At 67.7% G+C, this 24,379-nt stretch carries 23 protein-coding genes, 1 tRNA gene and 1 other RNA gene; 11 read left to right on the forward strand and 14 right to left on the reverse strand.

Annotation, left to right across the window (positions count from 1 at the left end; genetic code table 11):
- Positions 1 to 25: 25 nt before the first annotated feature.
- From AB4089_RS04075 to AB4089_RS04090, 4 genes are all read right to left on the reverse strand, one after another.
- The gene (locus AB4089_RS04075) at positions 26 to 862 is read right to left on the reverse strand and encodes an ABC transporter permease (protein WP_441408023.1); all 837 of its coding nucleotides are present in this window, start codon (positions 860 to 862) and stop codon (positions 26 to 28) included.
- Positions 859 to 1,803 (reverse strand): ATP-binding cassette domain-containing protein, encoded by a 945-nt coding sequence (locus AB4089_RS04080; RefSeq protein ID WP_441408024.1) that lies wholly within the window; start codon positions 1,801 to 1,803, stop codon positions 859 to 861. Before AB4089_RS04080 ends, AB4089_RS04075 begins: the two co-directional genes overlap by 4 nt.
- Positions 1,804 to 1,835: 32 nt before the next feature.
- Entirely contained in the window at positions 1,836 to 2,681 is an 846-nt protein-coding gene (locus AB4089_RS04085; RefSeq protein WP_441408025.1) for a DUF4097 family beta strand repeat-containing protein, read from the reverse strand.
- An 81-nt stretch (positions 2,682 to 2,762) separates the two neighbouring features.
- The gene (locus tag AB4089_RS04090; RefSeq protein WP_441408026.1) at positions 2,763 to 3,260 is read right to left on the reverse strand and encodes a histidine kinase; all 498 of its coding nucleotides are present in this window, start codon (positions 3,258 to 3,260) and stop codon (positions 2,763 to 2,765) included.
- 218 nt (positions 3,261 to 3,478) lie between these two features.
- Between AB4089_RS04090 and AB4089_RS04095 the strand changes: the two genes are divergently transcribed.
- Positions 3,479 to 4,147 carry an alpha/beta fold hydrolase gene (locus AB4089_RS04095; protein WP_441408027.1) on the forward strand — a complete coding sequence of 223 codons (669 nt, stop codon included), beginning with the start codon at positions 3,479 to 3,481 and terminating at the stop codon, positions 4,145 to 4,147.
- 6 nt (positions 4,148 to 4,153) lie between these two features.
- On the opposite strand, the gene AB4089_RS04100 is transcribed toward AB4089_RS04095, so the two are convergent.
- Positions 4,154 to 4,837, reverse strand: a complete 684-nt coding sequence (locus tag AB4089_RS04100; RefSeq protein WP_441408028.1) for a DNA alkylation repair protein — start codon at positions 4,835 to 4,837, stop codon at positions 4,154 to 4,156.
- 171 nt (positions 4,838 to 5,008) lie between these two features.
- On the opposite strand from AB4089_RS04100, the gene AB4089_RS04105 reads away from it, so the two are divergent.
- On the forward strand, positions 5,009 to 5,425 hold the full coding sequence (locus AB4089_RS04105; protein WP_441408029.1) for an SRPBCC family protein: 417 nt from the start codon (positions 5,009 to 5,011) through the stop codon (positions 5,423 to 5,425).
- Positions 5,426 to 5,493: 68 nt separating this feature from the next.
- Here AB4089_RS04105 and AB4089_RS04110 read toward each other — a convergent pair whose 3' ends face one another.
- A complete protein-coding gene (locus AB4089_RS04110) occupies positions 5,494 to 6,906 on the reverse strand; it encodes an ATP-binding protein (protein ID WP_441408030.1) in 1,413 nt (470 codons plus the stop codon).
- 23 nt (positions 6,907 to 6,929) lie between these two features.
- Positions 6,930 to 7,613 carry a response regulator transcription factor gene (locus AB4089_RS04115; protein WP_441408031.1) on the reverse strand — a complete coding sequence of 228 codons (684 nt, stop codon included), beginning with the start codon at positions 7,611 to 7,613 and terminating at the stop codon, positions 6,930 to 6,932.
- A 132-nt stretch (positions 7,614 to 7,745) separates the two neighbouring features.
- Here AB4089_RS04115 and AB4089_RS04120 point away from each other — a divergent pair, with 132 nt between their 5' ends.
- Together AB4089_RS04120 and AB4089_RS04125 are read left to right on the forward strand one after the other, a co-directional pair.
- Entirely contained in the window at positions 7,746 to 8,168 is a 423-nt protein-coding gene (locus tag AB4089_RS04120) for a hypothetical protein (protein ID WP_441408032.1), read from the forward strand.
- 72 nt (positions 8,169 to 8,240) lie between these two features.
- On the forward strand, positions 8,241 to 8,885 hold the full coding sequence (locus AB4089_RS04125) for a TetR/AcrR family transcriptional regulator (protein ID WP_441408033.1): 645 nt from the start codon (positions 8,241 to 8,243) through the stop codon (positions 8,883 to 8,885).
- 48 nt (positions 8,886 to 8,933) lie between these two features.
- On the opposite strand, the gene AB4089_RS04130 is transcribed toward AB4089_RS04125, so the two are convergent.
- Both AB4089_RS04130 and AB4089_RS04135 read right to left on the reverse strand, forming a co-directional pair.
- Positions 8,934 to 9,611, reverse strand: a complete 678-nt coding sequence (locus AB4089_RS04130; protein WP_441408034.1) for a LytR C-terminal domain-containing protein — start codon at positions 9,609 to 9,611, stop codon at positions 8,934 to 8,936.
- The gene (locus tag AB4089_RS04135) at positions 9,604 to 9,903 is read right to left on the reverse strand and encodes a type II toxin-antitoxin system VapB family antitoxin (RefSeq protein WP_026266597.1); all 300 of its coding nucleotides are present in this window, start codon (positions 9,901 to 9,903) and stop codon (positions 9,604 to 9,606) included. Before AB4089_RS04135 ends, AB4089_RS04130 begins: the two co-directional genes overlap by 8 nt.
- 175 nt (positions 9,904 to 10,078) lie before the next feature.
- Between AB4089_RS04135 and AB4089_RS04140 the strand changes: the two genes are divergently transcribed.
- Together AB4089_RS04140 and AB4089_RS04145 are read left to right on the forward strand one after the other, a co-directional pair.
- The gene (locus AB4089_RS04140) at positions 10,079 to 10,993 is read left to right on the forward strand and encodes a hypothetical protein (protein WP_441408035.1); all 915 of its coding nucleotides are present in this window, start codon (positions 10,079 to 10,081) and stop codon (positions 10,991 to 10,993) included.
- 133 nt (positions 10,994 to 11,126) lie between these two features.
- Positions 11,127 to 12,761 carry a stealth family protein gene (locus tag AB4089_RS04145; protein ID WP_441408036.1) on the forward strand — a complete coding sequence of 545 codons (1,635 nt, stop codon included), beginning with the start codon at positions 11,127 to 11,129 and terminating at the stop codon, positions 12,759 to 12,761.
- A gap of 61 nt (positions 12,762 to 12,822) precedes the next feature.
- Here AB4089_RS04145 and AB4089_RS04150 read toward each other — a convergent pair whose 3' ends face one another.
- The 4 genes from AB4089_RS04150 to AB4089_RS04165 all read right to left on the reverse strand — a co-directional run bounded on the left by AB4089_RS04150 (position 12,823) and on the right by AB4089_RS04165 (position 17,375).
- Positions 12,823 to 13,764, reverse strand: coding sequence for a phosphodiesterase (locus tag AB4089_RS04150; RefSeq protein WP_441408037.1), 942 nt, complete (start codon positions 13,762 to 13,764; stop codon positions 12,823 to 12,825).
- A 237-nt stretch (positions 13,765 to 14,001) separates the two neighbouring features.
- Positions 14,002 to 15,213 (reverse strand): formaldehyde dehydrogenase, glutathione-independent, encoded by a 1,212-nt coding sequence (fdhA, locus tag AB4089_RS04155; RefSeq protein WP_441408038.1) that lies wholly within the window; start codon positions 15,211 to 15,213, stop codon positions 14,002 to 14,004.
- A gap of 216 nt (positions 15,214 to 15,429) precedes the next feature.
- Positions 15,430 to 15,915 (reverse strand): glutathione peroxidase, encoded by a 486-nt coding sequence (locus tag AB4089_RS04160; protein ID WP_441408039.1) that lies wholly within the window; start codon positions 15,913 to 15,915, stop codon positions 15,430 to 15,432.
- 176 nt (positions 15,916 to 16,091) lie between these two features.
- Positions 16,092 to 17,375 carry a M23 family metallopeptidase gene (locus tag AB4089_RS04165; RefSeq protein ID WP_441408040.1) on the reverse strand — a complete coding sequence of 428 codons (1,284 nt, stop codon included), beginning with the start codon at positions 17,373 to 17,375 and terminating at the stop codon, positions 16,092 to 16,094.
- Positions 17,376 to 17,786: 411 nt separating this feature from the next.
- Between AB4089_RS04165 and AB4089_RS04170 the strand changes: the two genes are divergently transcribed.
- On the forward strand, positions 17,787 to 18,698 hold the full coding sequence (locus AB4089_RS04170; RefSeq protein ID WP_441408041.1) for an oxygenase MpaB family protein: 912 nt from the start codon (positions 17,787 to 17,789) through the stop codon (positions 18,696 to 18,698).
- A 208-nt stretch (positions 18,699 to 18,906) separates the two neighbouring features.
- Here AB4089_RS04170 and AB4089_RS04175 read toward each other — a convergent pair.
- Positions 18,907 to 18,991: transfer RNA gene (locus AB4089_RS04175), tRNA-Ser, on the reverse strand.
- A 596-nt stretch (positions 18,992 to 19,587) separates the two neighbouring features.
- Here AB4089_RS04175 and ffs point away from each other — a divergent pair.
- The 4 genes from ffs (at position 19,588) to AB4089_RS04195 (ending at position 24,017) form a co-directional block, all read left to right on the forward strand.
- Positions 19,588 to 19,684, forward strand: an RNA gene (ffs, locus tag AB4089_RS04180) — signal recognition particle sRNA small type.
- A 27-nt stretch (positions 19,685 to 19,711) separates the two neighbouring features.
- Positions 19,712 to 22,780, forward strand: coding sequence for a DNA polymerase III subunit gamma and tau (locus AB4089_RS04185; protein ID WP_441408042.1), 3,069 nt, complete (start codon positions 19,712 to 19,714; stop codon positions 22,778 to 22,780).
- 51 nt (positions 22,781 to 22,831) lie between these two features.
- Positions 22,832 to 23,431 carry a recombination mediator RecR gene (gene recR / locus AB4089_RS04190; RefSeq protein ID WP_090579574.1) on the forward strand — a complete coding sequence of 200 codons (600 nt, stop codon included), beginning with the start codon at positions 22,832 to 22,834 and terminating at the stop codon, positions 23,429 to 23,431.
- A 7-nt stretch (positions 23,432 to 23,438) separates the two neighbouring features.
- Complete coding sequence (locus tag AB4089_RS04195; protein WP_441408043.1) at positions 23,439 to 24,017, forward strand: GNAT family N-acetyltransferase; 579 nt, start codon at positions 23,439 to 23,441, stop codon at positions 24,015 to 24,017.
- The last annotated feature ends 362 nt before the right edge of the window (positions 24,018 to 24,379 follow it).

Raw genomic sequence — 24,379 nt, forward strand, 5'->3', positions numbered from 1 at the left:
GACCTGTATCTCGTGGGACCTGGGTTCAGCGGACTGACTTCCGTTCGTAGATCGCCGTTGACCAGGCGTAGCCGGCGACCGCGATCACGACGCACCATCCGATCGCGAGCACCTGGCTCCAGCCGAGCGGGGTGCCGAGCAGCAGCCCGCGGATGGTCTCGACGAACGGTGTGAACGGCTGGTATTGCGCGAACCACTGCAGCCACTCCGGCATCGATTCGGTCGGCACGAAGCCGCTGCCGAGGAAGGGCAGGAAGGTCAGAAGGAGGGGCCAGTTGCTGGCTGTCTCCACCGACTTCGCCTGCATGCCCATGGCGACCCCGAGCCAGCTGATCGCGTACGCGATGAGCACGAGCAGGCCGGCGGCGGCGAGCCACTCGATCGGTCCCGCCGTCGGGCGGAAGCCGATCAGCAAGCCGACGCTGAGCACCAGCGCGACGGCGATGATCGCCTGGATGGTGTTGCCAAGCACGTGCCCGGCGAGCACCGCGGCCCGCGAGATGGCCATGGTGCGGAACCGCGCCGTGATGCCCTCGGTCATGTCCATCGCGACCGTCGTCGCGGTGCCGCCGGCGCTGCCCGCGATGGTCAACAGCAGGATGCCCGGCATGATGTAGGCGACGTAGGCGTCCCGCCCGCCGGCCGGATCCGCACCGGGCAGACCGGCCCCGAGCGTGCCGCCGAACACGAACACGAAGAACAGCAGGAGCACCACCGGCCCCATGATGGTGAACACGGACAGGCCCGGGTAGCGCACCATGTGCAGCAGGTTGCGGTGCAGCATGGTCGCAGAGTCGGCGACGACGTGCGACTGCCGGCGGGTGCCGGGGGCGGCCTGGCGCTGGGCGGTGATGGTGGTCATGACTCTGTTCCCTTCGTGTCGATCCGGCCGGTGAGCGCGAAGAACACGTCATCGAGGTCCGGGGTGTGAATGCTGAGGTCATCGACGTCGACGTCTGCTGCATCGAGGCGGTCCAGTACGGTGCGCAGCGTGCCCACCCCGCCGTCGCTCGGTACGGCGAGCGCGAGCCCGGCGTCGTCGCGGGCAGACCCCTCGAGGAGCCGCGAGGCGGTCTCGAGCGCCGCGGCGTCCGCGAACCGGAGCCGGATGTGCCCGCCGGGCACCAGGCGCTTGAGTTCCTCGGGCGTCCCCTCGGCGACGATCCGGCCGCCGTCGAGCACGGCGATGCGGTCCGCGAGTTCGTCCGCTTCGTCGAGGTACTGGGTGGTGAGCAGGACGGTGGTGCCGTCCGCGACAAGGCTGCGCACAATGTCCCACATGGTGTGGCGGCTGCGCGGGTCCAGGCCCGTGGTGGGCTCGTCGAGGAAGATCACGCTCGGTGTGGCGACGAGGGTCATCGCGAGGTCGAGGCGGCGCTGCATTCCGCCGGAGTAGGTGGCGAGGGGCTTGCGCGCGGCCTCGACGAGGTCGAACTGCTCGAGCAGCTCTGCCACCCGGGCCTTGGAGCGTTTCGCCCCGAGGTGGCGCAGGCGTGCCATCAGCAGCAGGTTTTCCTCGCCGGTGAGGAGCTTGTCCACTGCGGAGAACTGGCCGGTGAGGCCGATCGCGGCGCGCACGCCGTCGTGGTTGTGAACGACGTCGTGCCCGTTGACGAACGCCGTGCCGCCATCGGGCCGCACGAGCGTGGACAGGATGTGCACGGTGGTGGTTTTGCCTGCGCCGTTCGGGCCGAGCAGCGCTGTGACGGTGCCCGCGTTGACGGTGAGGTCGACGTCGTCGAGCACGGTCTTTCCGCCGTAGGACTTCCGCAGTCCGCGGACTTCGATTGCTGGGGTGTTCATGTGATTCGTTCCCTTCCGTTGGATGCCCGGGGTCACCGGGCGCGCTGGATGTGGATGTTGCCGTGCTGGGTGCGTGCACGCACTTCGACCGTCTGCACGGACGCGTCGGGAGCGCTGTCGCCAGCGAGCTCGTTGCGCACGTGCCCCTCCTTCGAGGACAGGTCGAGCCAAGCGGGGACGCCGGGCCGCACGCCGATGGTGACCTGGCCGAAGCCGCTCTCGACCTGGATGGAACCGCTTGAGACCTCTTCCAGCTGGATGCTGCCGTACGCGGTCTTCGCCGCAACGGAGGCGAGCGCCTTCGTGATTTCAAGGTCGCCGTAGGAGAGCTTGGCGTCGAGGTCGCCGCCGGACTGGCCGACCATGATGGTGCCATGCGAGGCCTTGAGGATCGCGTCTCCGGTGACGGTGCCGACCCGGATCTGACCGTGGTCGGCCGTGATCTCGATCCCGCCCTCGGCGGTACCGAGGGTCGCGTTGCCGTGCGAGGCGCGCAGCCACAGGTCGCCGGTGGTGTCGACATCCACACGGCCCATGGAGCTCTTGATGCGGGTTGCGCCGAGGCGTCCCACCGTGCGCACGCCGCCGACGGCGATCTCGGCAGTGAGCCGCGACCCCGCCGGCAGTTCGATTTTCACGTCGACCGACTCGGTGGGGCCGAACCAGCTGAGGCGGGGCCGTGGGCCCACAATGGTGAGCCGCTGGCCGTCGAAGTCGACCGTGGTCTCCTCCGCGCCTCGGCGGTCGACCGCCTTCTCAGGGTTGGTCGGCGATACGGTCACGACCGTGTCGGCGCGGTCACTGGCGAAGACTTCGATCCCGCCGACCTGCAGGTTGATGGCCAGGTCGATTGGGGCGGTGGTGTTGAAAGTGGGCATGCTGAAGTTACCTTTCTCTGCGCGTGTTCGTACTACCCCGCGGGTTCGCGTGGTTGGTGGGTGGTGAGTGTGCTGGGCGGGTTAGCGGGCCCAGCCGGCGAAGTTGTCACCGGTGCGCAGCGTGCGCTGCGCGGATCGTCGTTGCTTGGGCTGGATTGCGGCTGCAATCGCACGGACCAGCCAGGTGTTGACGGACATGCCGTCGGCTGCTGCCGCTTCGTCTACCCGCGCCTTGAGCGCGTCCGGCAGGCGGAGCGTGGTGCGCGAGGTGCTCACGTCGTCGAGGTCGACAGTCGCAGCGGGCCGCTCGTCGTTGTCAGCTTCGGTATTCGGCTGGGTAACTACGAACTCGACCTCGCGTCCGCGCAGCCGCATGTCAACCGATCCGGGTGCGAGCTCGCGCGTGATCTCGCCCGCCGCGGCCGACAGTACGTCCAGCAGCACGAGCCGCGCCGCGGCATCGAGTCCGGCGACGAGCCGCTCGGCGACGGCGCGGGTGTCCTCCGTGCCGTTCTCCGCGGCATCCACTAGCTGGCGTTGAAGGTCGATGACGTACTGTCCGAGTTCCATGAACACCATGGTGACACCAGAGTGGTGTCACGTCAAGCATTTGTGGTGTCACTTGTTGCGGGATGTGCGTCCCCGCTGCGGGCAGAGTCGATTACAGGGTGCCGGTGTCCCTGTGAACGGGGTAAGAATGGGGAGATGAGATCGGCGTTGAAACGAAATCGGTCCAATGGCCGCCGCATGCTGGTCCGGGACCTGGGTCCCGCCGTCGGCGTTTGGCTGGTACTGCAGTGAGCGCGTTCGTGCTGGTACCGGGAGCGGGCGGCTCAGCCTGGTACTGGAGCCGCGTCGTTCCTTTGCTTCAGCAGGCCGGCCACGAAGCCCTGGCGGTCGATCTGCCCGGCGACGATGAAGGCGCGGGGCTCCCTGAGTATGCCCGGCTGGTTCTCGAAGCCATCGGCGGGCGCCGCGACGTGGTCCTCGTTGCCCAGTCGCTGGGTGGCTTCACCGCCCCGCTCGTGTGCGAAAGGGCTTCCGTCGGAGGCCTCGTCCTGGTGAATGCGATGATCCCCGTACCGGGCGAGACCCCCGGCTCCTGGTGGGACGAAACCGGCTGGGCCGCAGCGCAGCAAGACGCTGCGAAGGCCCACGGGTACAGCACCGAGTTCGACGCAGACACCTACTTCCTGCACGACGTTCCGCCGGAGGTCGCGGCCGAAGGGGCACCGTATCAACGCCCGGAAGCAAACGCTGTCTTCGAATCGGTATGCGACTTTGCGGGCTGGCCCGATATCCCCACGAGCGTACTTACCGGGGAGGCAGACCGGTTCTTTCCACTGGATTTCCAGCGACGGATCGCCCGCGAACGCCTCCGCGTGGAGCCTGACGTCGTGCCCGGCGGGCACCTCATCGCCCTGGCAAACCCCGACGGCGTGGCCAACTACCTGCTGCGGCGTTGAACCGTCCTACGTGTCCTGCTGGCGGCGCACCATCTCGGTGATCCAGATAGGCGCGAAGGGAGAGGTGCAGTTCGGCGGCGTCGGGTAGTCCTTGAGCACCTCCAGGCGCTCACCGATGTCGAGGGCACGGGCGCGGTGCCCGGCGTGCTCGATCCCGATCTGGGCCAGGCAGTGGTTCATGGCCCACTGCAGGCGATCCGGGGCGTCTTTCATCTCCGCCTCGATGACATCCAGCAGTCCTGCGAGGTCGAGGTCCCCGGGCTCCTTCGCCACGCGCTCGGTGGTCAGCGCCCAGCCGGCACTCGCGACCACCGGATCCGGATCCGCGAACCAGGCGACGCGCAGGGCTTCGGCGTGCGGGTTCTTCTTCACGACGTAGTTCACGAGCCAGTCGTGGACCTTGGGGATGCGCGCCTCGCGCACCATGGCGTCCAGTTCGTCACGCTCGAACGCCTTCGGGCGGCAGACCAGGATGGCCAGGAGTCTCGCCGCCGTGTCATCGGTCTTCCAGAGCTGCCGGGCGAGTTCCTGCTGGGTCTTCAGCCGCTTCGCGACCGCGCGCAGTTTGCTGAGGTTCACACCGTGGTCGTCCCCGTGTTTCTCGTTCACCGCGCGTGCCCGCGGGTCCTCGAGCGCGGCCAGCTCGGCCATCACCTCGGCCACCGTCGTCTCCGTCAGCGTCTCCGCCATCTCAGCCTCCTGTCCGTCACGTGTGGATTCAGCCTACGACGGACCTCGGCCTCCTGACGCCACCGCCACCGTCACGCCGTCACGCCTACCCTCGAGCCGTCCGCCATCGCAGATGGGCTGGTGCCCGCCCTTGCCCCCAGCTGTTCACCAGCGCCCGGTACCCTGTGGCGCATGGCACCCCTTGAGGCCCAAAGCCTGATCAATGCCCGGGGCTCCACCGTCTGGGAGATCATCACCGATTCGGGCAACTTCGCGGTGTGGCCATCCGGCATCACGGAAGTGACGGGCGAGCTCCGCAACGGAGGAACCATCCGGGTCCGCACCCGGCATGCTGGCAGCACGAGCGTCCGCTTCCGGGTTGAACAGATCCCCGGCGAGGTCATGACCTGGACGTGGGGCATCCTGCCACGGCTCGGGGCGTTCAAGCGCACTTTTGTCTTAGCGCCCCAGGACGCCATGACACTCCTGGCAGTCAGGGACGAGATCAGCGGTCCGCTGCGGGCCTTCATCCTCTCCCCCTTCGGCGCCGAGGAGGACCTGGCCGGGTTCGTGGCGGCCGTCAAACAGCGTGCCGAAATCCTCGGATGACGCGTCCGATGGCGGGCGGCCAGCTTCCGCCCGGCCGCTCCGGCATCAAGGTGGACCCGCTTGTGATCTTAGGCTGATCTGAACGTCACGCAGGCGTCCAGGCCGGCGGTTCCCGGTCCGGTTTCGGGCGTTCCGGGCGTTCTGGGTGTTCTAGTCGTTCCGGCCGTTCTGGGCGACAGCGAAGCGTCGGCGCCGCTGGCCCGGGCCAGCTGGTGCACGATGGACAATCCGAGGCCGCTGCCCTCGCCGCTTTGAGACCCACGCCAGAACCGGCTGAAGGCCCGGTGGCAGTCCTCCAGGGACAGGCCCGGCCCCTCGTCCAGGATGTGCAGTTCGATGATGCCTGGCTGTTCACCGTGGGACACCATGAGCTGGATCAGCGACCCCGGCGGGGCGACGGCAAGGGCGTTATCGATCAAATTGTCGATGATCTGTTCAGCGGCCCCGGGCAGGACCAGGACGTCCGCTGCAGGCGGGCCGTCCAGGCTCAGGCGCACGCCTGTCTCCTCCGCGAGCGCTTCCCATTGCTCTTTGCGGGCCTTCGCCACGGCGACGAGATCCGTGGTGACAGGGACAGCGGAGTTGCCGTCAGCCTTGCTGAGCAACAGCAGGCCGTCGATGATGCGCTGCAGGCGGTAGGTCTCCTCCAGGGAGGCTGCCACCATGGTTCGGCCGGCTTCAGGGTCGGTCGGGATTGTGTCGACCGCGTTCTCGAGCCTCAGCCGCAGCCCCGTCAATGGGTTGCGGAGCTGGTGGGAGGCATCGGAGGCGAAGCCTCGTTGCTGCTCGAGCAGGTCCTTGAGCCGATCTGCCATGCGGTTGAAGGATCCCGCCAAGGCCTTGAGTTCGGGCGCTCCCCCTTCATCGGTGCGGGTGTCCAGGTTCCCGTCGGCGAGGAGCTCCGTGGCGGTCCGCAGCCTCTGGAGTCGTCTGGTCACCGCACCGGCCATGACGTAGGCCAGGATGCCGGCGAGCAAAACCGTGGTTCCGGCGACGGTCCAGATGGTCCGCAGCTGCCCGTTCACCTGATCGGCCACCACCGAGGCAGGGTAGGTCAGGCGGACGACGCCGGAGATCTTCTCACCGCTGAGAACGGGGACCGCGACGTAGAGCAGATCCAGGCCGAGTGTCTGGGAATACCGCTGCCCGGCGTTGATCTGTCCGGCCAGCGCGGCGGCAATTTCGGGCCTTGAACTGTAGGGCGATCCGGTGGCGGCCTGGTCGTCATCCGAGGTCGCCACTGCCGTCCCGGCGGCGTCGACGATCACCACCCGGGCGCCGCCCGCCTCGCCGTACCGGCGCACGTCGGCGGCCACCTCCGGAGACACGGGACCGCCGGCCCGCAACGCATCGCCGGCCCTTCCGGCCAACAGGAACGCGTCGCGTTCCAGGGAGGTGGTCAGGCGCTCACGCTCAACGCGGACCAGATAGTTCCCCAGCGGAATGTCCTGCACCAAGACCACCAGCAAAGTGATGAGCATGAACGCACCAATCAGCCTCCATCTCATCCAGGCACCCCAAGCCTGAACCCGACGCCCCGGACCGCCTCGATCCAGCCGGGATCACCGAGCTTCTTGCGGATCCCCGCTATGTGGGCATCCACCGTCTTCGTCGTCCCGTACCAGTCCCCGTCCCACACGGCGCGAAGGATCTCACGCCGCTCGAACACTGCGCCCGGCTCCGCCGCAAGGAAGTACAAGAGGTCAAACTCCTTTGCCGTCAGATAAACCTCGGCGCCGTCGAGGACCACTCGGCGGGACCGCTGGTCAATGCTCAGGCCGCCGATGTTCCTGCTCAATACCGACCCGGTCCGGCCGTCCGGGAGCCGCTCGTCGGAGCGGCGGGCCACTGCCCGGATCCTGGCGATAAGTTCCCGCATCCCGAACGGCTTGACCAGATAGTCATCGGCGCCCAGTTCCAACGCCAGCACCCGGTCGATCTCCTCGTCCCGTGCACTGACCACGATGATCGGGATGGCGGTCAATGCACGAATTCCACGGCACACATCGGTTCCGTCCATGTCCGGCAATCCCAGATCCAGGAGCACAAAATCCGGGCTGGCCGTACGGACCACATCCAGGGCCTGGCCGCCCGTTCCGACGTGGCTGGCCCCGAAGCCGGCACGGCCCAGCCCTTCAAGGACTCCGGCGGCCACCGATTCGTCATCCTCCACTACCAGGATTTGCATACCTGATTATGTTCCTGCCCGTTGCCATTCGCGGGGCAATCCACGCGGTTTGGCCGACCATGTGCGCAAACTTGGACAGATCTTGGATTTCCCGAAGACCTGTCCTTTCCGTTGAATTCCTAGGGTTGAGTCATGAAAACAAAAACAATCATCGTCCTCACCACAGCGGGGATCCTCCTCACCGGATCAGCTGCCCTCGCAGTCAACGTACAGACCCTGAACGGCCCGCAGCCCGGGACGACCTCCCCCGCCAATACCGTCCTTCTGCCGCAGAACTCCACCAGCACCACGTCCGCGTCCCCCGCGTCGACGCCCAGCCCTTCGACGACCGTCGAAGACCGAAGCCCGGCACCTTCGCCGAGCCCTTCGGCCAGCGATGACCGGTCCCGCCACACTTCCGTCCCCACCAGCCCTCCCGCGCCCGATGACCAGACCACTGCCCGCTCCCCTGTCCCGGCACCGGCTCCCACCCGGGCCAGCGAACCCGGAGATGACCACGGCGGCCACGGCAAATCCGAGCCGGGCGACGACAAGCATTCAGGGAGCGATGACTGAGCCGAGCCGCGAAGGCCGTGTCACAGTCCGCCACCCGCCTGATTTAGTGACAGATCGCGCTAAAGTGTCCGTATGCCTAGGATTTCGGCCGCGAGTAACGCCGCCCAACGTGCCGAGACCCAGCGCCGCATCCTGACCGCTTTCGGGGAACTCCTCTTCACCCACGGGCTGCCCGGCCTGACCATGACGGACGTCGCGCGCCATGCCCGGATCGGCCGTACCGCCGTCTACAACTACTACGCAGACATCGAAGAGCTCCTTATCGCCTACGCACTGGACGAGACGGAGCGGTTCCTGCTCGATCTGCGCGAATCGCTCGAGGCACTGGAGAACCCGGTGGAACGGCTGGCCGTCTACGTCCGGGCCCAGGTGGAGGACCTGAGCCGGCGCCACCTGCCGCCGGGGCCGGCCATGGCGGCAGTGCTTTCGCCGTCGTCGTTCGCCAAGCTCGCCGACCACGTGGGCGAGCTCAGCGTGCTCCTGCGGGGGATCCTGCGCGACGGCATGGCCCAGGGCTACCTGCCCGAGTCGGACATCGCCCAGCTCGCCCAGCTCATCCACGGCACGCTCTCCTCGAGTGCCGCCCGGGGCGACGGGGCCGGCCAGGACGCCGAGGCGGAGGCGCGGGTCGCCCGGACAGTGCGGTTCATCCAGCTGGGGGCCGGGGCCAGGTTCGACGACGCCGGCCGGCCCGTCCGCGGGGCAGCCAGCAGCTAAGCTGGGGTCCCGGCCCGCCACGACCTGCGGAGCGCCGGACGTGCGCGGCTAGCCCCCGGTGGGTGTCGCCGTCGGCGAGAGGGGCACCGTGGAGTCATCGACGATCCGCCGCTCCTCGCGAGGGCAGCTGAGCCGGCCCGGCGTCTGGTCCACGAGTTCCGGTTTGGCCAGTTCCTTGAAGTCCCCGGTAATGATGACGTCCACGCTCGGGTCCGTGCGGCCGTCCTGGAAATAGTCCGAACCCGGCACATTGCGCTGGACGCTGAAGGCAGCCGACTGGCCGGCAGCACCGGAGACGACCAGCGCCACGCCGCGGTAGCTCGACGTCGTGTTCGAGATGGCGCCGACAACGAATTTCCGGGCGGCGAGCTGGTCCGCGACGCTGCGCGCCAGGCCCGGACGGCTTGTGGAGTTGTAGACGTTGACGTTGACCTTCTCCGGCGGGGTGTAGTCGTACGTGGCCGCCGGGCACACCGAGACCGCCGCCTTGCTCCGCTCCGCCACGGGAAGCTTGATCTGGCCGTTCATGATGGCAACGGCCACGATTATCGCCGCCGCAAGCAGGCCCACAAGCATCACCAGGACAACGCCATGAACGATCCTGCGGCGCAGCCGGACCGGGTTGTCCGCCGCATTTTCCTGCTCCACGAACGTGGCCCGCAGCTCGGAGCCACTGACCACGCGGTGCCCGTGCAGGACGGTGATGTCTCGCGGCTTCCTAGCCATTTATCACGAGGACCCGGGCGTGAATTGCGGTGCGCTGGTGCAGCGCGGTGCGGACCGCCCGGTGCAGGCCGTCTTCAAGATAGAGGACTCCGCGATATTCCACGACGTGCGGAAACAGGTCACCGAAGAACGTGGAGTCCTCGGCCAGCAGGGCCTCCAGATCCAGCGTGCGTTTCGTGGTCACCAGCTCATCGAGCCTGACAGGGCGCGGCGGCAGGGCGGCCCAGTCCTTGGGCGTGGTGTAACCATGGTCGGGGTACGGGCGTCCCTCGCCCACAGCTTTGAATATCACCATGCCAGCCTAGGGAACTTGGCCGCCCGAAGGAATCAATGTCCACGGGCGGCGTGAGGTTGTGGCCAAACGGTAACCATTTGTCACACGGCCGCCACCGCTCGCATCCGGCACCAGGCCTGCGATCTTCTGCACAGTTCACGCAAAGGCCCCGGACGGCTGTCAGAATAGCCGTATGACTTCACCCGAGACTGCCCCTGTTCTGTCGCCGTCGGCCCCTCTGCTGGCGCTGCTGCTCGACGTCGACGGTCCGATCGCGAGCCCGGTCACCCGCGATGTGCAGCCCGGAATCATCGCGGACCTCCTGGCCCTGGCCGCCGCCGGGGTGCCGGTCATCTTCAACACGGGCCGGTCGGATGCGTTCATCCGCGAGCAGGTCATGGACCCGATGATCGCCGCCGGCATGCCCGCCGGCACGCTCATCCACGCCATCTGCGAGAAGGGTGCCGTCTGGTTCAGCTACACCGCCGAGGGCCCCGGCCCGGTCCACGTGGATCACGAGCTCGCCATCCCGCAGGCCTTCGGCGACGACGTCCGCCGCCTGGTGGCCGAGGACTACTCCGCCCACATGTTCTACGACGAAACCAAGCGCGCCATGGTCTCCGTGGAGCAGCACATTGCCGTCGCCAACCCGGACTACCGGGCCGAGCAGGAACTCTTCGACGCCGACGCCATGGGCCTGATGTCACGGCACGGACTCGGCGTGGTGCGGCTGGACCACCACGTCCCCGATTCTGATGACCAGGTCGATTTCCGCGTCGATCCGACCATCATCTCCACCGACATCGAGTCGGTGCGGCTGGGCAAGGACCTGGGCGCGAGCCGGGCGGTGGAGTTCCTGGCCGCACAGGGCATCACGCCGCAGGCCTGGCGGACGGTGGGCGATTCCCGCACCGACTACGCCATGGCCGACTGGCTGCACCACAACGACCACGCCGTGAAGCACGTGGACGTCCGGCCCGCGGACGGCATCCCGGTGAAACCCTACGAGGTTCTCACCGCCGCCGATCTGGGGCTCGGCGAGGACGTGATCCACGACGACGCCGGTGCCGCCTTCCTGCACCGCTGGCTGGCCGTCGTCACCGGCTGAGGCCCGTTCCGCCGCCAGGTTCCGCCGGCGGTTCCGGCGGCTCGTTCGCCGGCGCCTTCTGCCGTCACATTCCGCCGTCACACACGCCAGGCGGCGACCGGTTATCCGCAACAATTTTGAGGCCCGCGTTATCATGCAAGTAGACGCCAACGCACTCAAAGAAACGGGAGATCCAGACATCACCGACGCAGCGATCCAAGACGAGATTTACTATGGCAGCCAGGCATCCGCGGACGCCCACGCCGAGATCACGTCGGCGGCCGCCGTCGCCAGATTCCGGACCCGCTCCGACGTTGTCCGCCACCGCGGCCGTTTCGCGCTGATCAACGAGAACCGCACGCCGTTCCAGGCCATGGTCGAGGACCTGATGTTCCTGCGTTCCGTCCTGGCCGACGCCGGCATCAGCTACCTGCTGGTCCGCGGCAACAACCACCGCCCGGTCGTGGCAGTCGACTGGAAAGACCGCAAAGAACTCCGCCACGCCCTTGTGGAGGCGTGCCGCAACGAGCCGTTCTATTCCATGAGCGTGGACGCCAAGAAGAAGTCCTCCGTGCTGGTGGCCGACGGCGAGCTTTCGCCGAACCGCCAGGCCCGGATCTTCCGGCTGTACCGGCCCAGGGTGGAGCCGGAGGGCGGTCTTGAGTTCGGTGCTTCGGCCGGCGTGCAGCTGGAGCTCTGGAGCTTCGAAGGCGACCAACTGATCCTGCCGATCGAGAACTCCCTGACGCGCCGCACCATGCTCGCCCAGGACGCGGTGCGCGGCACGGTGGAACGCTACGGCCACACCTGGCCCACCATCGAGAACATGTTCGCGGACCATGCCAGCGACATCAGCTTCGACGTCGATCTGGTGTTCTCGTGGGTTGACGGCAGCTCCCCGGAGTACATCGCGGCCCGCCGCGCGCGCATGGCCGGCGTGGTGGTGGGCGAGGGAGATGACCACGAGGCCCGCTTCCGCCAGATCGATGAGCTCAAGTACGCCCTGCGCTCGATCTACATGTTTGCGCCGTGGATCCGCCGGATCTTCATCGCCACCGATTCCCCCACGCCCTCGTGGCTGGCGGACCACCCGGGCGTGACGATCGTGCGCAGCGAAGAGTTCTTCGCCGATCCTGAGGTCCTGCCGACACACAACTCGCAGGCCGTGGAGTGCCAGCTGCACCACATCGAGGGGCTCTCCGAGCACTTCCTGTATTCCAACGACGACATGTTCTTTGGCCGCGCGGTCGGGCCGGACATGTTCTTCACCCCGGGCGGCATCACGAAGTTCATTGAGGCCGAGACGCGGATCGGGCTGGGCGACAACGACGCCGAACGCAGCGGCTTTGAGAACGCCGCCCGGGTGAACCGCAAGCTGCTCTGGAACCGCTTCGGCCGGATCACCACCCGGCACCTGGAGCACACGGCGGCGCCGCTGCGGCGCAGCGTGGTGGAACAGATGGAACAGGAGTTCCCGGCCGAGTTCGCCAAGACCGCCGCGAGCAGGTTCCGGGCCGCGGACAACATCTCCGTGACCAACTCGTTCTACCACTACTACGCGCTGCTCACCGGCCGGGCCGTAACCCAGACCGCGGCCAGGGTGAAATACGTGGACACCACGGCGCGGGCCGGCCTGAACTACCTGCCCAAGCTCCTGGCCAAGCGGAACATGGACTTCTTCTGCCTCAACGACGGCAGCTTCCCGGAGGTCCCGGCGGAAGAGCGGGCCGAACTGGTCACGGGGTTCCTGGAGAAGTACTACCCGATCAAGGCGCCCTGGGAGAAGTAACGTTCCGTGACCAGGTCACGGAACTGTCCCGGTCGCAATTCAGGTCAGTTCAGGGTGCGACTCAGTTCAGGGTGGTGAACCGGCGGTGTGCCGGCGTACGGGCCGGCGCCTCGAGCTTGGCCTTTTCCGGGATGACGATCCCCGCGGCCGAGAGCCGGCGCTGGACTTCCTCGGGAGAGACAAGCTCGCCGACGACCGGCGTGTCGCCGAGCAGCGCCACGGAGTGCACGATCGTGTGCTCGTAGACGTGGACCAGGTTGAACGCCTGGCCGCCGTCCCGGCCACGCGTGCCGCCCACGGGAACGTTTAGATCCTGGGTGTAGCAGGTGGCTGAGGCCACGGACACGGGGATGCCCGCGAACGTTGCGGTGGTCGAGTAGTGCAGGTGGCCGCCCAGGATGGCGCGGACATCGGAGTTGCGCAGCACGCCGGCGAGCGCCGACTGGCCGCGGAGCTCAACGAGCACGGCAAGATCCAGCACGGAGGGCACCGGCGGGTGGTGCAGGGCAAGGATGGTCCCGTCCGGGGCCGGGGTGGCCAGTTCGGCGGCGAGCCAGTCCAGCTGGTCCTGGCTCAATTCGCCATGGTGGAAGCCGGGAACGGAGGTGTCCAGGGTGATGATGCGCAGCCCGTTGACGAAGTAGCTGTGGTCCACCGGCGCGTCATTGTCGGCTTGGTCCAGGAGCCCGGCGCGGAAATTGGCCCGGTCGTCGTGGTTGCCCATCGCCCAGATGACCTTCGCCCCGAGGGCCTTGCAGGCCGGATCAACGATCGCGCGGAGCTTGGCGTAGGCTTCCGGTTCCCCCAGGTCAGCCAGGTCGCCGGTGAAGATCACGGCTTCGGGGCGGGCACCGGAGGCATGGACCTCGTCGAAGAGTTGCCTGAGCAGGGCTTCGCTGTCCACGACGCCGTGCAACGGTTGCGGACCCCCCAGCAAGTGGGGGTCACTCAGGTGAAGTAGGAAATGACGTGGCCGGGGGTGTTCGGCCTCGATGCGCTCCATTGCTGCCTTCTTGGTTGGGTGGAAGCGGTGCTCCCAGGGTCCCTCTCAGTAAGAACTATCCAATCAGACATTAGGCAAACAATGTTAAAACTGGGACAGGCATATTGGAAAAATGGGCGTTAACAGGTGGCGCACCCTCACATGCTCCTGCCGGCATATGCGGGCCGCCCCCGCCCGGCGGCGCACCCCGAATCCCCACGTCAGCGGGGACGGCAGCTCCGCCGGGCCGGCCTTCCGCTAGCTGAGGTAGCCGTTCGGGTTAAGCACGAACTTGGTCGCCGCGCCGGCATCGAATTCTGCGTAACCTTTCGGCGCGTCTTCCAGGGCAATGGCCTTCGCGTTGACGTTCTTGGCGATGTGCACCTTGTCGTGCAGGATCGCCATCATCAACTGCCGGTTGTACTTCATGACCGGGCACTGTCCGGTGGTGAAGCTGAGCGACTTTGCCCAGCCCGTTCCGAGGCTCAGGGACAGCGAGCCTTTCTGAGCCGCCTCATCTATGCCGCCCGGGTCCCCTGTGACGTACAGCCCGGGAATGCCCAGGGCTCCGCCGGCGGCCGTCACTTCCATCAGGGAGTTCAGCACCGTGGCCGGGGCTTCCTGGGCTCCGGCACCGTGGCCCTTGGCCTCGAATCCCACAGCATCAACGCCGCAGTCGACTTCCGGGACGCCGAGGAGCTGCTCGATTTGCTCCGCCGGCCCGCCCTTGCTCAGGTCGACGGTCTCGCAGCCGAAGCTGCGCGCCTGGGCCAGCCGGTCCGCGTTCATGTCCCCCACAATCACGACGGCGGCGCCCAGCAGCTGGGCGCTGCTCGCCGCCGCCAGGCCCACCGGTCCCGCGCCGGCGACATACACGGTGGAGCCGACTCCCACGCCCGCGGTGACCGCTCCGTGGAATCCGGTCGGGAATATGTCCGAGAGCATCGCCAGGTCCATGATTTTTTCGAGGGCCCGGTCCTTGTCCGGGAATTTCAGGAGGTTCCAGTCGGCGTACGGTACCAGGACGTAGTTGGCCTGGCCGCCTACCCAGCCGCCCATGTCCACATACCCGTAGGCGCTTCCCGGCCGGTCGGGATTGACGTTCAGGCAGATCCCCGTCTTGCGTTCCTTGCAGTTCCGGCAGCGTCCGCAGGCGATGTTGAACGGGACGGAGCAGATGTCCCCCACTTTGATGAATTCAACGTCCGGGCCAACTTCCACTACTTCGCCGGTGATTTCGTGTCCAAGTACCAGGTCAGTGGGGGCCGTGGTGCGCCCCCGGACCATGTGCTGGTCCGAGCCGCAGATGTTCGTGGCTACCGTCTTGATGATGGCGCCGTGGCGCACCTGCCGGCCCACGTTGGCGGGGTTGACCCCCGGACCATCCTTGAGTTCAAAGCTGGGGTAGTCAATGTCGATCAGTTCGACTTTTCCCGGCCCCTTGTAGGCAACGGCCTTGTTCCCTGTCATCTCGTTCCTCCTGCTTTCACGGGCCGCACGCGGGGCCCTGATGTGATTGACGAAGTTCTTTGATGCGCCCTCCGCACGGACACCTCGGCAGCACTGCCGACCGGCCGCCGTCAGGGATGACTAGGCCGCGGGTATGCCCGGATTGGTGGAGGGTTCGGCCAGTCTAGACGCTAAGCATGCTTAGGGATAGTGGCTTCAGGGACTGGGCGGACGGGCCTACTTCAGGGCAGCCTCAACAGCTTCGATGATTTCCGGCGCGTCCGGCTCCACGGTGGGCGCAAAGCGGGCGATGACCTCGCCGTCGCGGTTCACGAGGAATTTCTCGAAGTTCCACTTCACCAGGCCGGGAAGGATTCCGTTCTTGAACTTGGTGAGCTCGGCGTAAAGCGGGTGCTGGTTCTTTCCCCGGACGTTGGCCTTGGCTGTCAGCGGGAAGGTCACGCCGAAATTGCGCTGGCAGAAGTCGGCGATCTCGGCGTCGCCGGCGGGCTCCTGCCCCGCGAACTGGTTGCAGGGGACGCCGAGGACCTGGAACCCTTGTTCGCGGAATTTGTTGTGCAGCGCCTCGAGTCCTGAGTACTGGGGCGTGAAACCGCACTCGGACGCCACGTTGACCACCAGCACCACCTCTCCCTTGAAGCGGCCAAAGTCGGTCTCGGTGCCGTCGATGAGGGTCAGGGGGATGGAGTGCAGAGCTGTCATGGGGCGTGTCCTCGCGATGTCTGTGGTCTGGAGCAATTGTCCGGAACTGGTCACTTCCATTATTCGTCACAGAGGCGCGACAGTATGGGTTCGGATCGCAGAGGGGCCGCGCGGGCACCCGGCTGCCGTCGCGGACGGGCGGGCCTGCCTGCCTACCGGCAAGGACCTCGTGGCGGCTAGTGGGTCGACGTTGCTGTCGGCGTTGCCTTAGGCGTTGCCGTGGGCGAGGGCTTTGTTGTCGCCGGCTTTGTGGCCGTCTTCGTGGCCGTCGACCGGCTGGCAGCCTCTGTCGCCGTCGCAGAGGCCGTCGCCTTCGCGGGTGCAGACATGGTGACTGATGGCACTGCGGCCACCGGAGGGGCTGGCTTGGCGGAAGCCGTTGCCGACGGGGTTGGAGTTGGCGTGGGTGTCGGGGTTGGTGTCGGCTTCGGAGTCGTCGCCTTCGTTGCTGTGGCGGAGGGTGTTGCCGACGGCGTCGGCGTCGCAGTCGGCGTCGCAGTCGGGGTGGCGGGTCCCGTCGGCGCGGCGGATCCGGTCGGCGATGCGGAGGGCGATGCCGTCGGCGTCGGCGTCGGATTCGCGGAAACGGTGCCTGTCGGCGTCGGTGTGGCCGAAGCGGTTGGCTTAGCCGTGGGCGATGGTTTGCCGGATGGCTTGTTGGCCGCGGCTTCGGTGGCTGCCGCCGAGGCACTCGCGGACGGCTTGGCGGCCACCGCGGCAGGCTGTTCCTGAACGCCGCCGGCCACCACGTGGGTCAGGTCCTCGCGGACAGGGATCGCCCAGCCAATCCCCGCGTTGGTTTCCTTACCGGCGTCGGGCGCGTAGCTGGTCATTTCTATCGGCCCGAGTTGGTCCACCTGCTTGATCGGGAGCCACGTCCAGTCCCTCGGATCGGTGTGGGAGCCGTTGAGGATCGTTTCGAAATGAAGGTGGCAGCCTGTGGAGGAACCGGTGGTCCCCACCCGGGCAATGACCTCCCCCACCCGCACGGAGTCTCCCTTGTGGACCGCAATCGCCTCCAGGTGGTTGTACGTGGTGATGAGACCGTTGCCATGGTCGATTTCCACCCGGTTTCCGCCGCCCCACGGATGCCACCCGACGGCCCTCACCACACCGGCGTCGGCCGCGTAGACCCGGGTGCCGCAGGGCGCCGCGAAGTCCTGGCCCCAGTGGAATTCGCCCGCGACCCCCGTCAGGGGGCTGGTGCGCAGCCCAAACGGGGACGACGGCACCAGCGACTCCAGCGGGGCCATGAGGAAACCGGCCGCGGGCCGGCTCAGCGACGCCGAGGCCACATTGAGCTCGCCGCCCACGCCTTCACGGTTTACCGTGCCCACCGTGGTCCTGCTGAAGGCCAGGAGCGCCTGGGCATCCGCAGTGACGGCCCCCGGGGACCCCGGGGACCCCGCGGCATTCGTCGCGCCGGTGGCGGCCAGCGGGTCCAGGGTTTCAGGTCCCACGGCTCCAGAAGGCTGCATGGTCGCGGTCGCAATGACGGCGGAGGCCCCGTAGGGCGCTTGTGCGCTCAGCCCCTGAAAGCCGCCGAACGCAAGAACGGCCAGGGACAGGCAAAGACCCCCGGATACACAGCGCGCGGCAATAGTCCGTGCCCTGACTGCCTGCTCACTCGATGAGTTTCCCCAGTGTTTTCCCACGATGTGACTCCCGCAATATGTCCGCCAGACCCCAATCTTCACGGACCCATCTCCCTATGTGACCACAGACGGCCGGGTCTGTGAACCGTCAGCGCGCTCCTTTTGCGGCACCAATCCGCAATCCCCGGATGCCCCCAGTAACCGGCCCGCGGCGACCCAGTAGTCCCTCCCGAAATTGCAGGTGTCCAGCGGCCCGGAGCCGGGTAAGAATGAATCATGCGCAACGTCCTCGGCGAATGGCAGGCCGAACTCAAAGAAGCACTCACCGGGACGCGTGATGCGGTGCCCGAGTGGGTGCCGCACCTCGCCGAGGGGGATGACGCCGGTTACCACCTGCCAGGCTCGGCAGTCTGGGCCGTGCATGGGGACATGCCCACCATCGTGGCGGGAATCCGGGCACTGCTGATGCAGGCGCTCCACCCCGGCGCGCTGGCCGGCGTCCACGATCACTCCCGCTTCCGCGAAGACCCCCTGGGTCGGCTGGCGCGCACGATCCGATGGATCTTCACCGTCTCCTATGGCTCCACGGATGCGGCCCGGGCTGCGTCGGAATGGGTTCTTCGGCTCCACCGGACGGTCCGGGGAGAATTCGTGGACGGCCACGGCATCCGCCGCAGTTACGCGGCCAACGATCCTGAACTGCTCCGCTGGGTCCACATTGCCTTCACGGATGCGTTCCTCTCCGCCCACAAGCTGTGGGGACGGCCGATTCCCGGCGGACCTGACGCCTATGTGCGCGAGTGGGCCCAGGCAGGCCGGCTGATGGGTGTGGAGGCCCCTCCGCTGAGTGAGGTGGAAATGCGGCAGCAGCTGGACCGCTGGTACGACGACGGCGAGCTCCGCTGCGACGAACGGGTCACCGAAACGGTGGAATTCATCCGCAACCCACCCCTCCACCCCGCGCTCAGGCCGGGCTACCGGGTGCTGTTCGCCGCCGCCGTGACCAGCCTTGAACCCCGGTACCGCGAGCTCCTGGGACTGCACACCGCGAGGCTCGGCCCGATTCCCTTGCCGGTAACCCTGGCCACGCGGGTCACGCTCCGGGTGGTGCATCTGGCCCTGGGCCGGGTGGGTCCGAGCGAGCAGGCCGCCCGGGCCCGCCTGCGCCGGCTGGGCTACCGGGCCTGAGGAGGTGGCCGGGCGGGGCCGGGGTTGGGGTGGCTGGGCGTCCGGGCCGGGGTGGCTGGACGGGGCCTGAACTGGGGTGGCTGGGCGTCCGGGCCGGGCGGCCGCAGGTAGGGAACCCATGGCCGGGTGGCAAAAGTACGCCTGGCCTAGTGCATGGCGAGGGTGCCAAGACGCAAAAAGGCCCCGGTCCGAGGACCGGGGCCAACCGCGGAGAATGGGGGATTTGAACCCCCGAGGGCGTTAACCCAACACGCGTTCCAGGCGTGCGCCATAGGCCGCTAGGCGAATTCTCCAGTAGCTTTTGAATCAAAAGCAGATACTAGAATACCTGAACTTTCCAGCATCGCCCAATTGAGCCCTCCCGGTCCCCGTTGCCCCCCCTCCGGGGACATGCCCCGCAGCCGGCGCGAGCGCTGGACATAATCCCATCCTGCCCGGCCCTGCCCGCGAAAAATGAGCATGTCACCCGCCGCGTACCCCCACCACCGGACATGCCCCCACGCCCACCGCGGGACATGCCCCGCGGCCCACAAGAGGGCTGGACACGATCCCAATCCGCCCAGTCCTAACCTTGAAAAATGAGCATGTCCCTTGCGGCACACCTCTCGGAGCGGACCTGCCCCGCGGCCCACCCGAGGACTGGACATATTCCCAATGCGCCCGGTCCTAGCCGCTAAAAATGGGCATGTCCCCTGGGGCTCTCCCCCGTCACCGGACATGTCCCCCCGCCGCACGCTCCCTCCACCGGACATGCCCCTCGGCCCACACGAGGGGTGGACATATTCCCAATGCGCCCAGGCCTAACCGTGAAAAATGGGCATGTCCCGCCGGGTTAGACGGGCAGGGCCGGGCCGATTCGAGGCACACCCAAACGTCAGGTAATATTGCTGACGGCCCCTCATGTGGCGTCATCCTGTTGAACTCCCCCAGGACCGGAAGGTAGCAAGGGTAAACGGGCTCTGGCGGGTGCATGAGGGGTCTTTTATGTCTGTGCCGATTGGTAGGGTTTATCTGTGACTGTTACTACCGCCCTATACCGTCGATACCGCCCCGATTCGTTCGCGGACGTTATCGGGCAGGAGCACGTCACCGAGCCTCTCATGACGGCCCTGCGCAAGAACCGCGTCAACCACGCCTACCTCTTTTCCGGCCCCCGCGGCTGCGGCAAAACCACGTCGGCCCGCATCCTGGCGCGCTGCCTGAACTGCGCCGAAGGCCCCACCGATACCCCTTGCGGCAAGTGCCCCAGCTGCGTTGAACTTGCCCGCGGCGGTTCCGGTTCCTTGGATGTCATCGAGATTGACGCCGCCAGCCACGGCGGAGTGGACGACGCCCGCGACCTCCGCGAGCGGGCCACCTACGCCCCGGTCCGGGACCGCTACAAAATCTTCATCATCGACGAGGCCCACATGGTCACCTCGGCCGGGTTCAACGCGCTCCTCAAGATCGTCGAAGAGCCGCCGGAACACATCAAGTTCATCTTCGCCACCACGGAGCCGGACAAGGTCATCGGCACCATCCGCTCCCGGACGCACCACTACCCCTTCCGGCTGGTGCCGCCGGAGCCTCTCATGGCGTACCTGGAACTGCTCTGCACCCAGGAAAACGTGCCCGTGGCGCCGGGCGTGCTCTCGCTCGTCATCCGCGCGGGCGGCGGTTCCGTGCGCGACTCCCTCTCCGTGCTGGACCAACTCATGGCCGGCGCCGGCCCCAACGGACTGGACTACGAGCTCGCGGTCGCCCTCCTGGGCTACACGCACGCTTCCCTGCTGGACGACGTCGTTGAAGCCGTCGCCGCATCGGATTCCGCCACCGTCTTCCGCGCGGTGGACCGCGTCATCCAGACCGGGCACGATCCCCGGCGCTTCGTCGAAGACCTGCTGGAACGCTTCCGCGACCTCATCATCGTCCAGGCGATGCCGGAAAGCGCGCAGTCCATCCTCCGCGGCATGCCGGCGGACCAGATCGCGCGGCTGCAGAACCAGGCGCACAACCTCGGAGCGTCCGAACTCTCCCGCGCCGCGGATGTCACCAATACCGCGCTCACGGACATGACCGGGGCCACGTCGCCGCGGCTGCATCTGGAACTGCTGTGCGCCCGCATCCTGCTGCCCAGCTCCGAACAGACCGAGCGCGGCATCGCGGCCCGGATCGACCGCGTTGAGCGGCGTTTGAACTACGCCGGGAACGACGTCGGAGCTCCGGCACCTGCCGCCGTCTCGCCTGAGCACGCTGGACAGACCGCTTCTCCACTGCCGCCTGCGGCGCACATGCCCGACACGGCTTCGCACCCGGCGCCTGCCGCCGCAGCCGTCGCCGCCACATCCATGCCGCCCCGGGCCGAGCAGCCGCCGGCCACTGCCCCTGTGTCGGCGCCGCCCGCTCGGCGGGACGAGCCTGTCCGGGAACCGCTCACGGCACCCCGGGTCAGCACCAGCGACTGGCCCGTAGACGAACCCGCGGCCGCCGGCAGGCCAGCGCCCGCCCAGACCCGGGCCACCCCGGCACCGCCAACGGCCGCCGCGCCAACCGCCATCCCGGAAGTCGAGCCCGCACGGGCGGCCGCGCCCGAGCCGGCACCGCAGGCGCCCGTCCGTTCCGAGCCGGCTCCGGCCGCAACGGCGCCCGTTGCTGTCCCAAGCCCAGCTCCCGCTGCTTCCGGTCCTGGAGCCGATGTGGAAGTTTTGCGGCGTGCCTGGCCCGAGATCCTGCAAACGCTCACCAAGATCAAGCGGAGCACCTGGGCGCTGGTGGAACCCAATGCCCAGGTGGGCCATTTCGAAGACCACGTCCTGACCCTCGCGTTCACCACCACAGGGTTGGCGGGTGCGTTCGGCCGGGCCGACCACGCCGAGAATCTCCGCCAGGCGATCCACAAGACGATCGGCATCGATTGCCAGATCCGTGCCGTGGCCGGCGGCAGCAACAGCCCAGCGAGCGCTGAGCCAAACCCAAAAGCTCCGGCTAGCCAGGACGCCCCGGCGGCCCCGGCAACACAGGCAACCTCGCCGACGTCGGCCGACGTTGCATGGGGCCTGAGCCCGGCCCCCCAGCCGCGGGAGTCTGCGGCCAACGCCACGGCTGACACCGTCCCGACCGCGGCACCGGCATCGGCCCAGAAGCAGCCTGCCCCCGGCCCCACGGACACCGCTCCGGCACCGCAGCCCGCGGAGCCTGCCGCCACCAACGCGCCAGCAGCGGAAGTGCAGGCGCCTGCTCCTGCAGCCCAAACCCAGCTCCGCGCGGCTGAACCGGCTGTCGAAGCGGCCAGCCTGGCGGAGGATACCGGCTCCTATGCCGACCCCGATGATGACTGGGGACCGCCGCGGGATGAGGACGCCCCGCCGCTGGACGAAGAACCGCCGATGGATTGGGATCCGTCACCCGCCGCCGCACCGCGCCGCGCCGAGCCGGCGGCAGCGGCTCCAGTCCGCAGGTCCCCGGCCGCCTCGGCAGCCAAGGCCGCAGGCTCCCCCGCCGGGAAGCCAACCGCAGGCCAGGACACGTCGGCTGACGAATGGGCCCGCGCCGTCGAGGAGTCACCGGGCGTCTGGACCGTCGGCACGGATTCGAACCTCGGCAAGTACTCAACGGCGGATGCAGAGCCCGCGGCACCCGAGCCCGAGCCGGCGCCCGTGTCCTACGAGCCCGCGGCGGCACAGATCCCGGAGTACGCCGGCGTCGTGTCCGCACCGTCCGGACTGACCTCCGAGCACGCTTCCCGCGCGGACGCGGTCCCGGCGTCAGCCGCTCCGGCCGCTGCCGTACCGCGCGTGGCTGCCAGTGCCGTTGCCGCTACTCCGGCTCCGCCGTCCGCCGTCCCCGAGGTTGCTGCCATGGCGGGAAGGCAAAGCCTGTACCAGCGGCTGTCGAACAGCCCCGAGGCCGAGGCCGGACGGGCGAAAGCCCCCACCCGCGCAGCTGCCGCAGCCACCGCGTACGTTCAGGACATCCCGAGCGCCGACGACGAAACCATCGAGGAATCGGGTGTCTTCGGCCGCGCCGCCGTCGAGCGTATTCTGGGCGGGAAACTGGTGGAGGAGCGCTCCCTGGATGGAAGCCCGCTGCCGCCCCGCTTCTAGCAAACCCCCTGCCGGCTGGCCCCGGCCCCACTCCAAACGAACGAGGACATTGTGTACGAAGGCGCAGTTCAAGAGCTGATCGACGAGCTCGGACGCCTTCCCGGGGTTGGGCCCAAGTCGGCCCAGCGGCTGGCCTTCCACATCCTGGAGGCGGATCCTCAGGACATGAAGCGGCTCGTTGACGCCATCACCACGGTGAAGGAACGGGTCAAGTTCTGCACGGTGTGCGGGAACGTGACGGAGCAGGAACTGTGCAACATCTGCCGCGACCCGCGCCGGGACCCCTCGGTGATCTGCGTCGTCGAAGAATCCAAGGACGTCCTGGCGGTGGAGCGCACCCGGTCGTTCCGCGGCAGGTACCACGTGCTGGGCGGCGCGATCAATCCGATCGCCGGCATCGGCCCGGAACAGCTCCGGATCCGCGAGCTGCTCACCCGGCTCAACGACGGCGCCATCCAGGAAATCATCATCGCCACCGACCCCAACCTCGAGGGCGAGGCCACGGCGACGTATCTTGCCCGAATGCTCAAGTCGATCGGCATCGCGGTCACACGGCTCGCGTCGGGCCTGCCCGTGGGCGGGGACCTCGAGTACGCCGACGAAGTCACGCTCGGCAGGGCCTTCGAGGGCCGCCGCAACGCGCTGAGCTGACGGGCTCTTGGCAGTTTCCGGCAGCGGCGCCCCGGCCCCGCTCCTCACCGAGCGTCTGCTGTTGTGTCCGTTGACAGCGGACGACGCCGGCGCCCTCCTTCAGTTCCGCGGTCACGCCCAAGCCACCCGGTATCTTTCCCACGGGCCACTGACCCCGGAGCAGAACAGCGCCCGGCTCCAACAGGCGCTTTCCGTGGCGGCGGCCTCCACTGCCGAGTGGTTTCACTTCGGCTGGGCGATCCGGCTCCGGGCCACGGGTGCGGTCGTCGGGGACGGCCGGACCTGGAACACGCAGGAGCCCCCGGCGCCCGGGCGGATTCCCGTAGAGGCGGCCAGCCTCGGCTACGTGCTGCACCCGGATCATCACGGGCTCGGACTGGGCCGGGAGGCCGCCGGCGCTCTGGTCGACTGGCTTTTCCAAATGCGCGGCAGCGAGACCATATTCGCGGGGGTCTACGAGCCGAATCTCCCTTCGCGCAGGCTGCTGGAGGGCCTGGGCTTCCGGAAGGACCGCTATTTCCCCGTTGCCCAGGACACGGCGGGAAAACAACTGCCTTCGTGGCGCTACCGGCTGGACCGCGGCTAGCACCTGCCGGACATGTCCCGTGCCCGCCCCAGCCGATGGACATGTCCCGCGGTCACCCCCAGGACCACCGGACATGTCCCGCACTCACACCTCAAACCACCGGACATGTCCCGCACTCACACCTCAAACCACCGGACATGTCCCGCGACCGGGCCGAGGAATGGGCACAATGCCCTGCTGCCCACCCCTGGCCGCCAAGAGTGAGCATGTTCCGCTCTCACGGATTTACACATTGTCCACCCTCGACACCCACCCTCCGAGACCACTAGACATGTCCCGCGACCACGCCCCAAACCACCGGACATGTCCCGCGACCACGCCCCATACCACTGGACATGTCCCGCACTCTCGCCACCAACCAC

The sequence above is a fragment of the Arthrobacter sp. 2MCAF15 genome (assembly GCF_052115605.1).
GTDB lineage: Bacteria > Actinomycetota > Actinomycetes > Actinomycetales > Micrococcaceae > Arthrobacter.

Coding starts and splice junctions, on each gene's coding strand:
- AB4089_RS04090 (WP_441408026.1), bottom strand. CDS start 3,260: ATGGTGTTCATGGAACTCGGACAGTACGTCATCGACCTTCAACGCCAG.
- fdhA (WP_441408038.1), bottom strand. CDS start 15,213: ATGACAGGGAACAAGGCCGTTGCCTACAAGGGGCCGGGAAAAGTCGAA.
- AB4089_RS04125 (WP_441408033.1), top strand. CDS start 8,241: ATGCCTAGGATTTCGGCCGCGAGTAACGCCGCCCAACGTGCCGAGACC.
- AB4089_RS04130 (WP_441408034.1), bottom strand. CDS start 9,611: ATGGCTAGGAAGCCGCGAGACATCACCGTCCTGCACGGGCACCGCGTG.
- AB4089_RS04115 (WP_441408031.1), bottom strand. CDS start 7,613: ATGCAAATCCTGGTAGTGGAGGATGACGAATCGGTGGCCGCCGGAGTC.
- AB4089_RS04160 (WP_441408039.1), bottom strand. CDS start 15,915: ATGACAGCTCTGCACTCCATCCCCCTGACCCTCATCGACGGCACCGAG.
- AB4089_RS04100 (WP_441408028.1), bottom strand. CDS start 4,837: ATGGCGGAGACGCTGACGGAGACGACGGTGGCCGAGGTGATGGCCGAG.
- AB4089_RS04110 (WP_441408030.1), bottom strand. CDS start 6,906: ATGCTCATCACTTTGCTGGTGGTCTTGGTGCAGGACATTCCGCTGGGG.
- AB4089_RS04080 (WP_441408024.1), bottom strand. CDS start 1,803: ATGAACACCCCAGCAATCGAAGTCCGCGGACTGCGGAAGTCCTACGGC.
- AB4089_RS04145 (WP_441408036.1), top strand. CDS start 11,127: ATGCAAGTAGACGCCAACGCACTCAAAGAAACGGGAGATCCAGACATC.
- AB4089_RS04085 (WP_441408025.1), bottom strand. CDS start 2,681: ATGCCCACTTTCAACACCACCGCCCCAATCGACCTGGCCATCAACCTG.
- AB4089_RS04170 (WP_441408041.1), top strand. CDS start 17,787: ATGCGCAACGTCCTCGGCGAATGGCAGGCCGAACTCAAAGAAGCACTC.
- AB4089_RS04120 (WP_441408032.1), top strand. CDS start 7,746: ATGAAAACAAAAACAATCATCGTCCTCACCACAGCGGGGATCCTCCTC.
- AB4089_RS04150 (WP_441408037.1), bottom strand. CDS start 13,764: ATGGAGCGCATCGAGGCCGAACACCCCCGGCCACGTCATTTCCTACTT.
- AB4089_RS04140 (WP_441408035.1), top strand. CDS start 10,079: ATGACTTCACCCGAGACTGCCCCTGTTCTGTCGCCGTCGGCCCCTCTG.
- AB4089_RS04075 (WP_441408023.1), bottom strand. CDS start 862: ATGACCACCATCACCGCCCAGCGCCAGGCCGCCCCCGGCACCCGCCGG.
- AB4089_RS04105 (WP_441408029.1), top strand. CDS start 5,009: ATGGCACCCCTTGAGGCCCAAAGCCTGATCAATGCCCGGGGCTCCACC.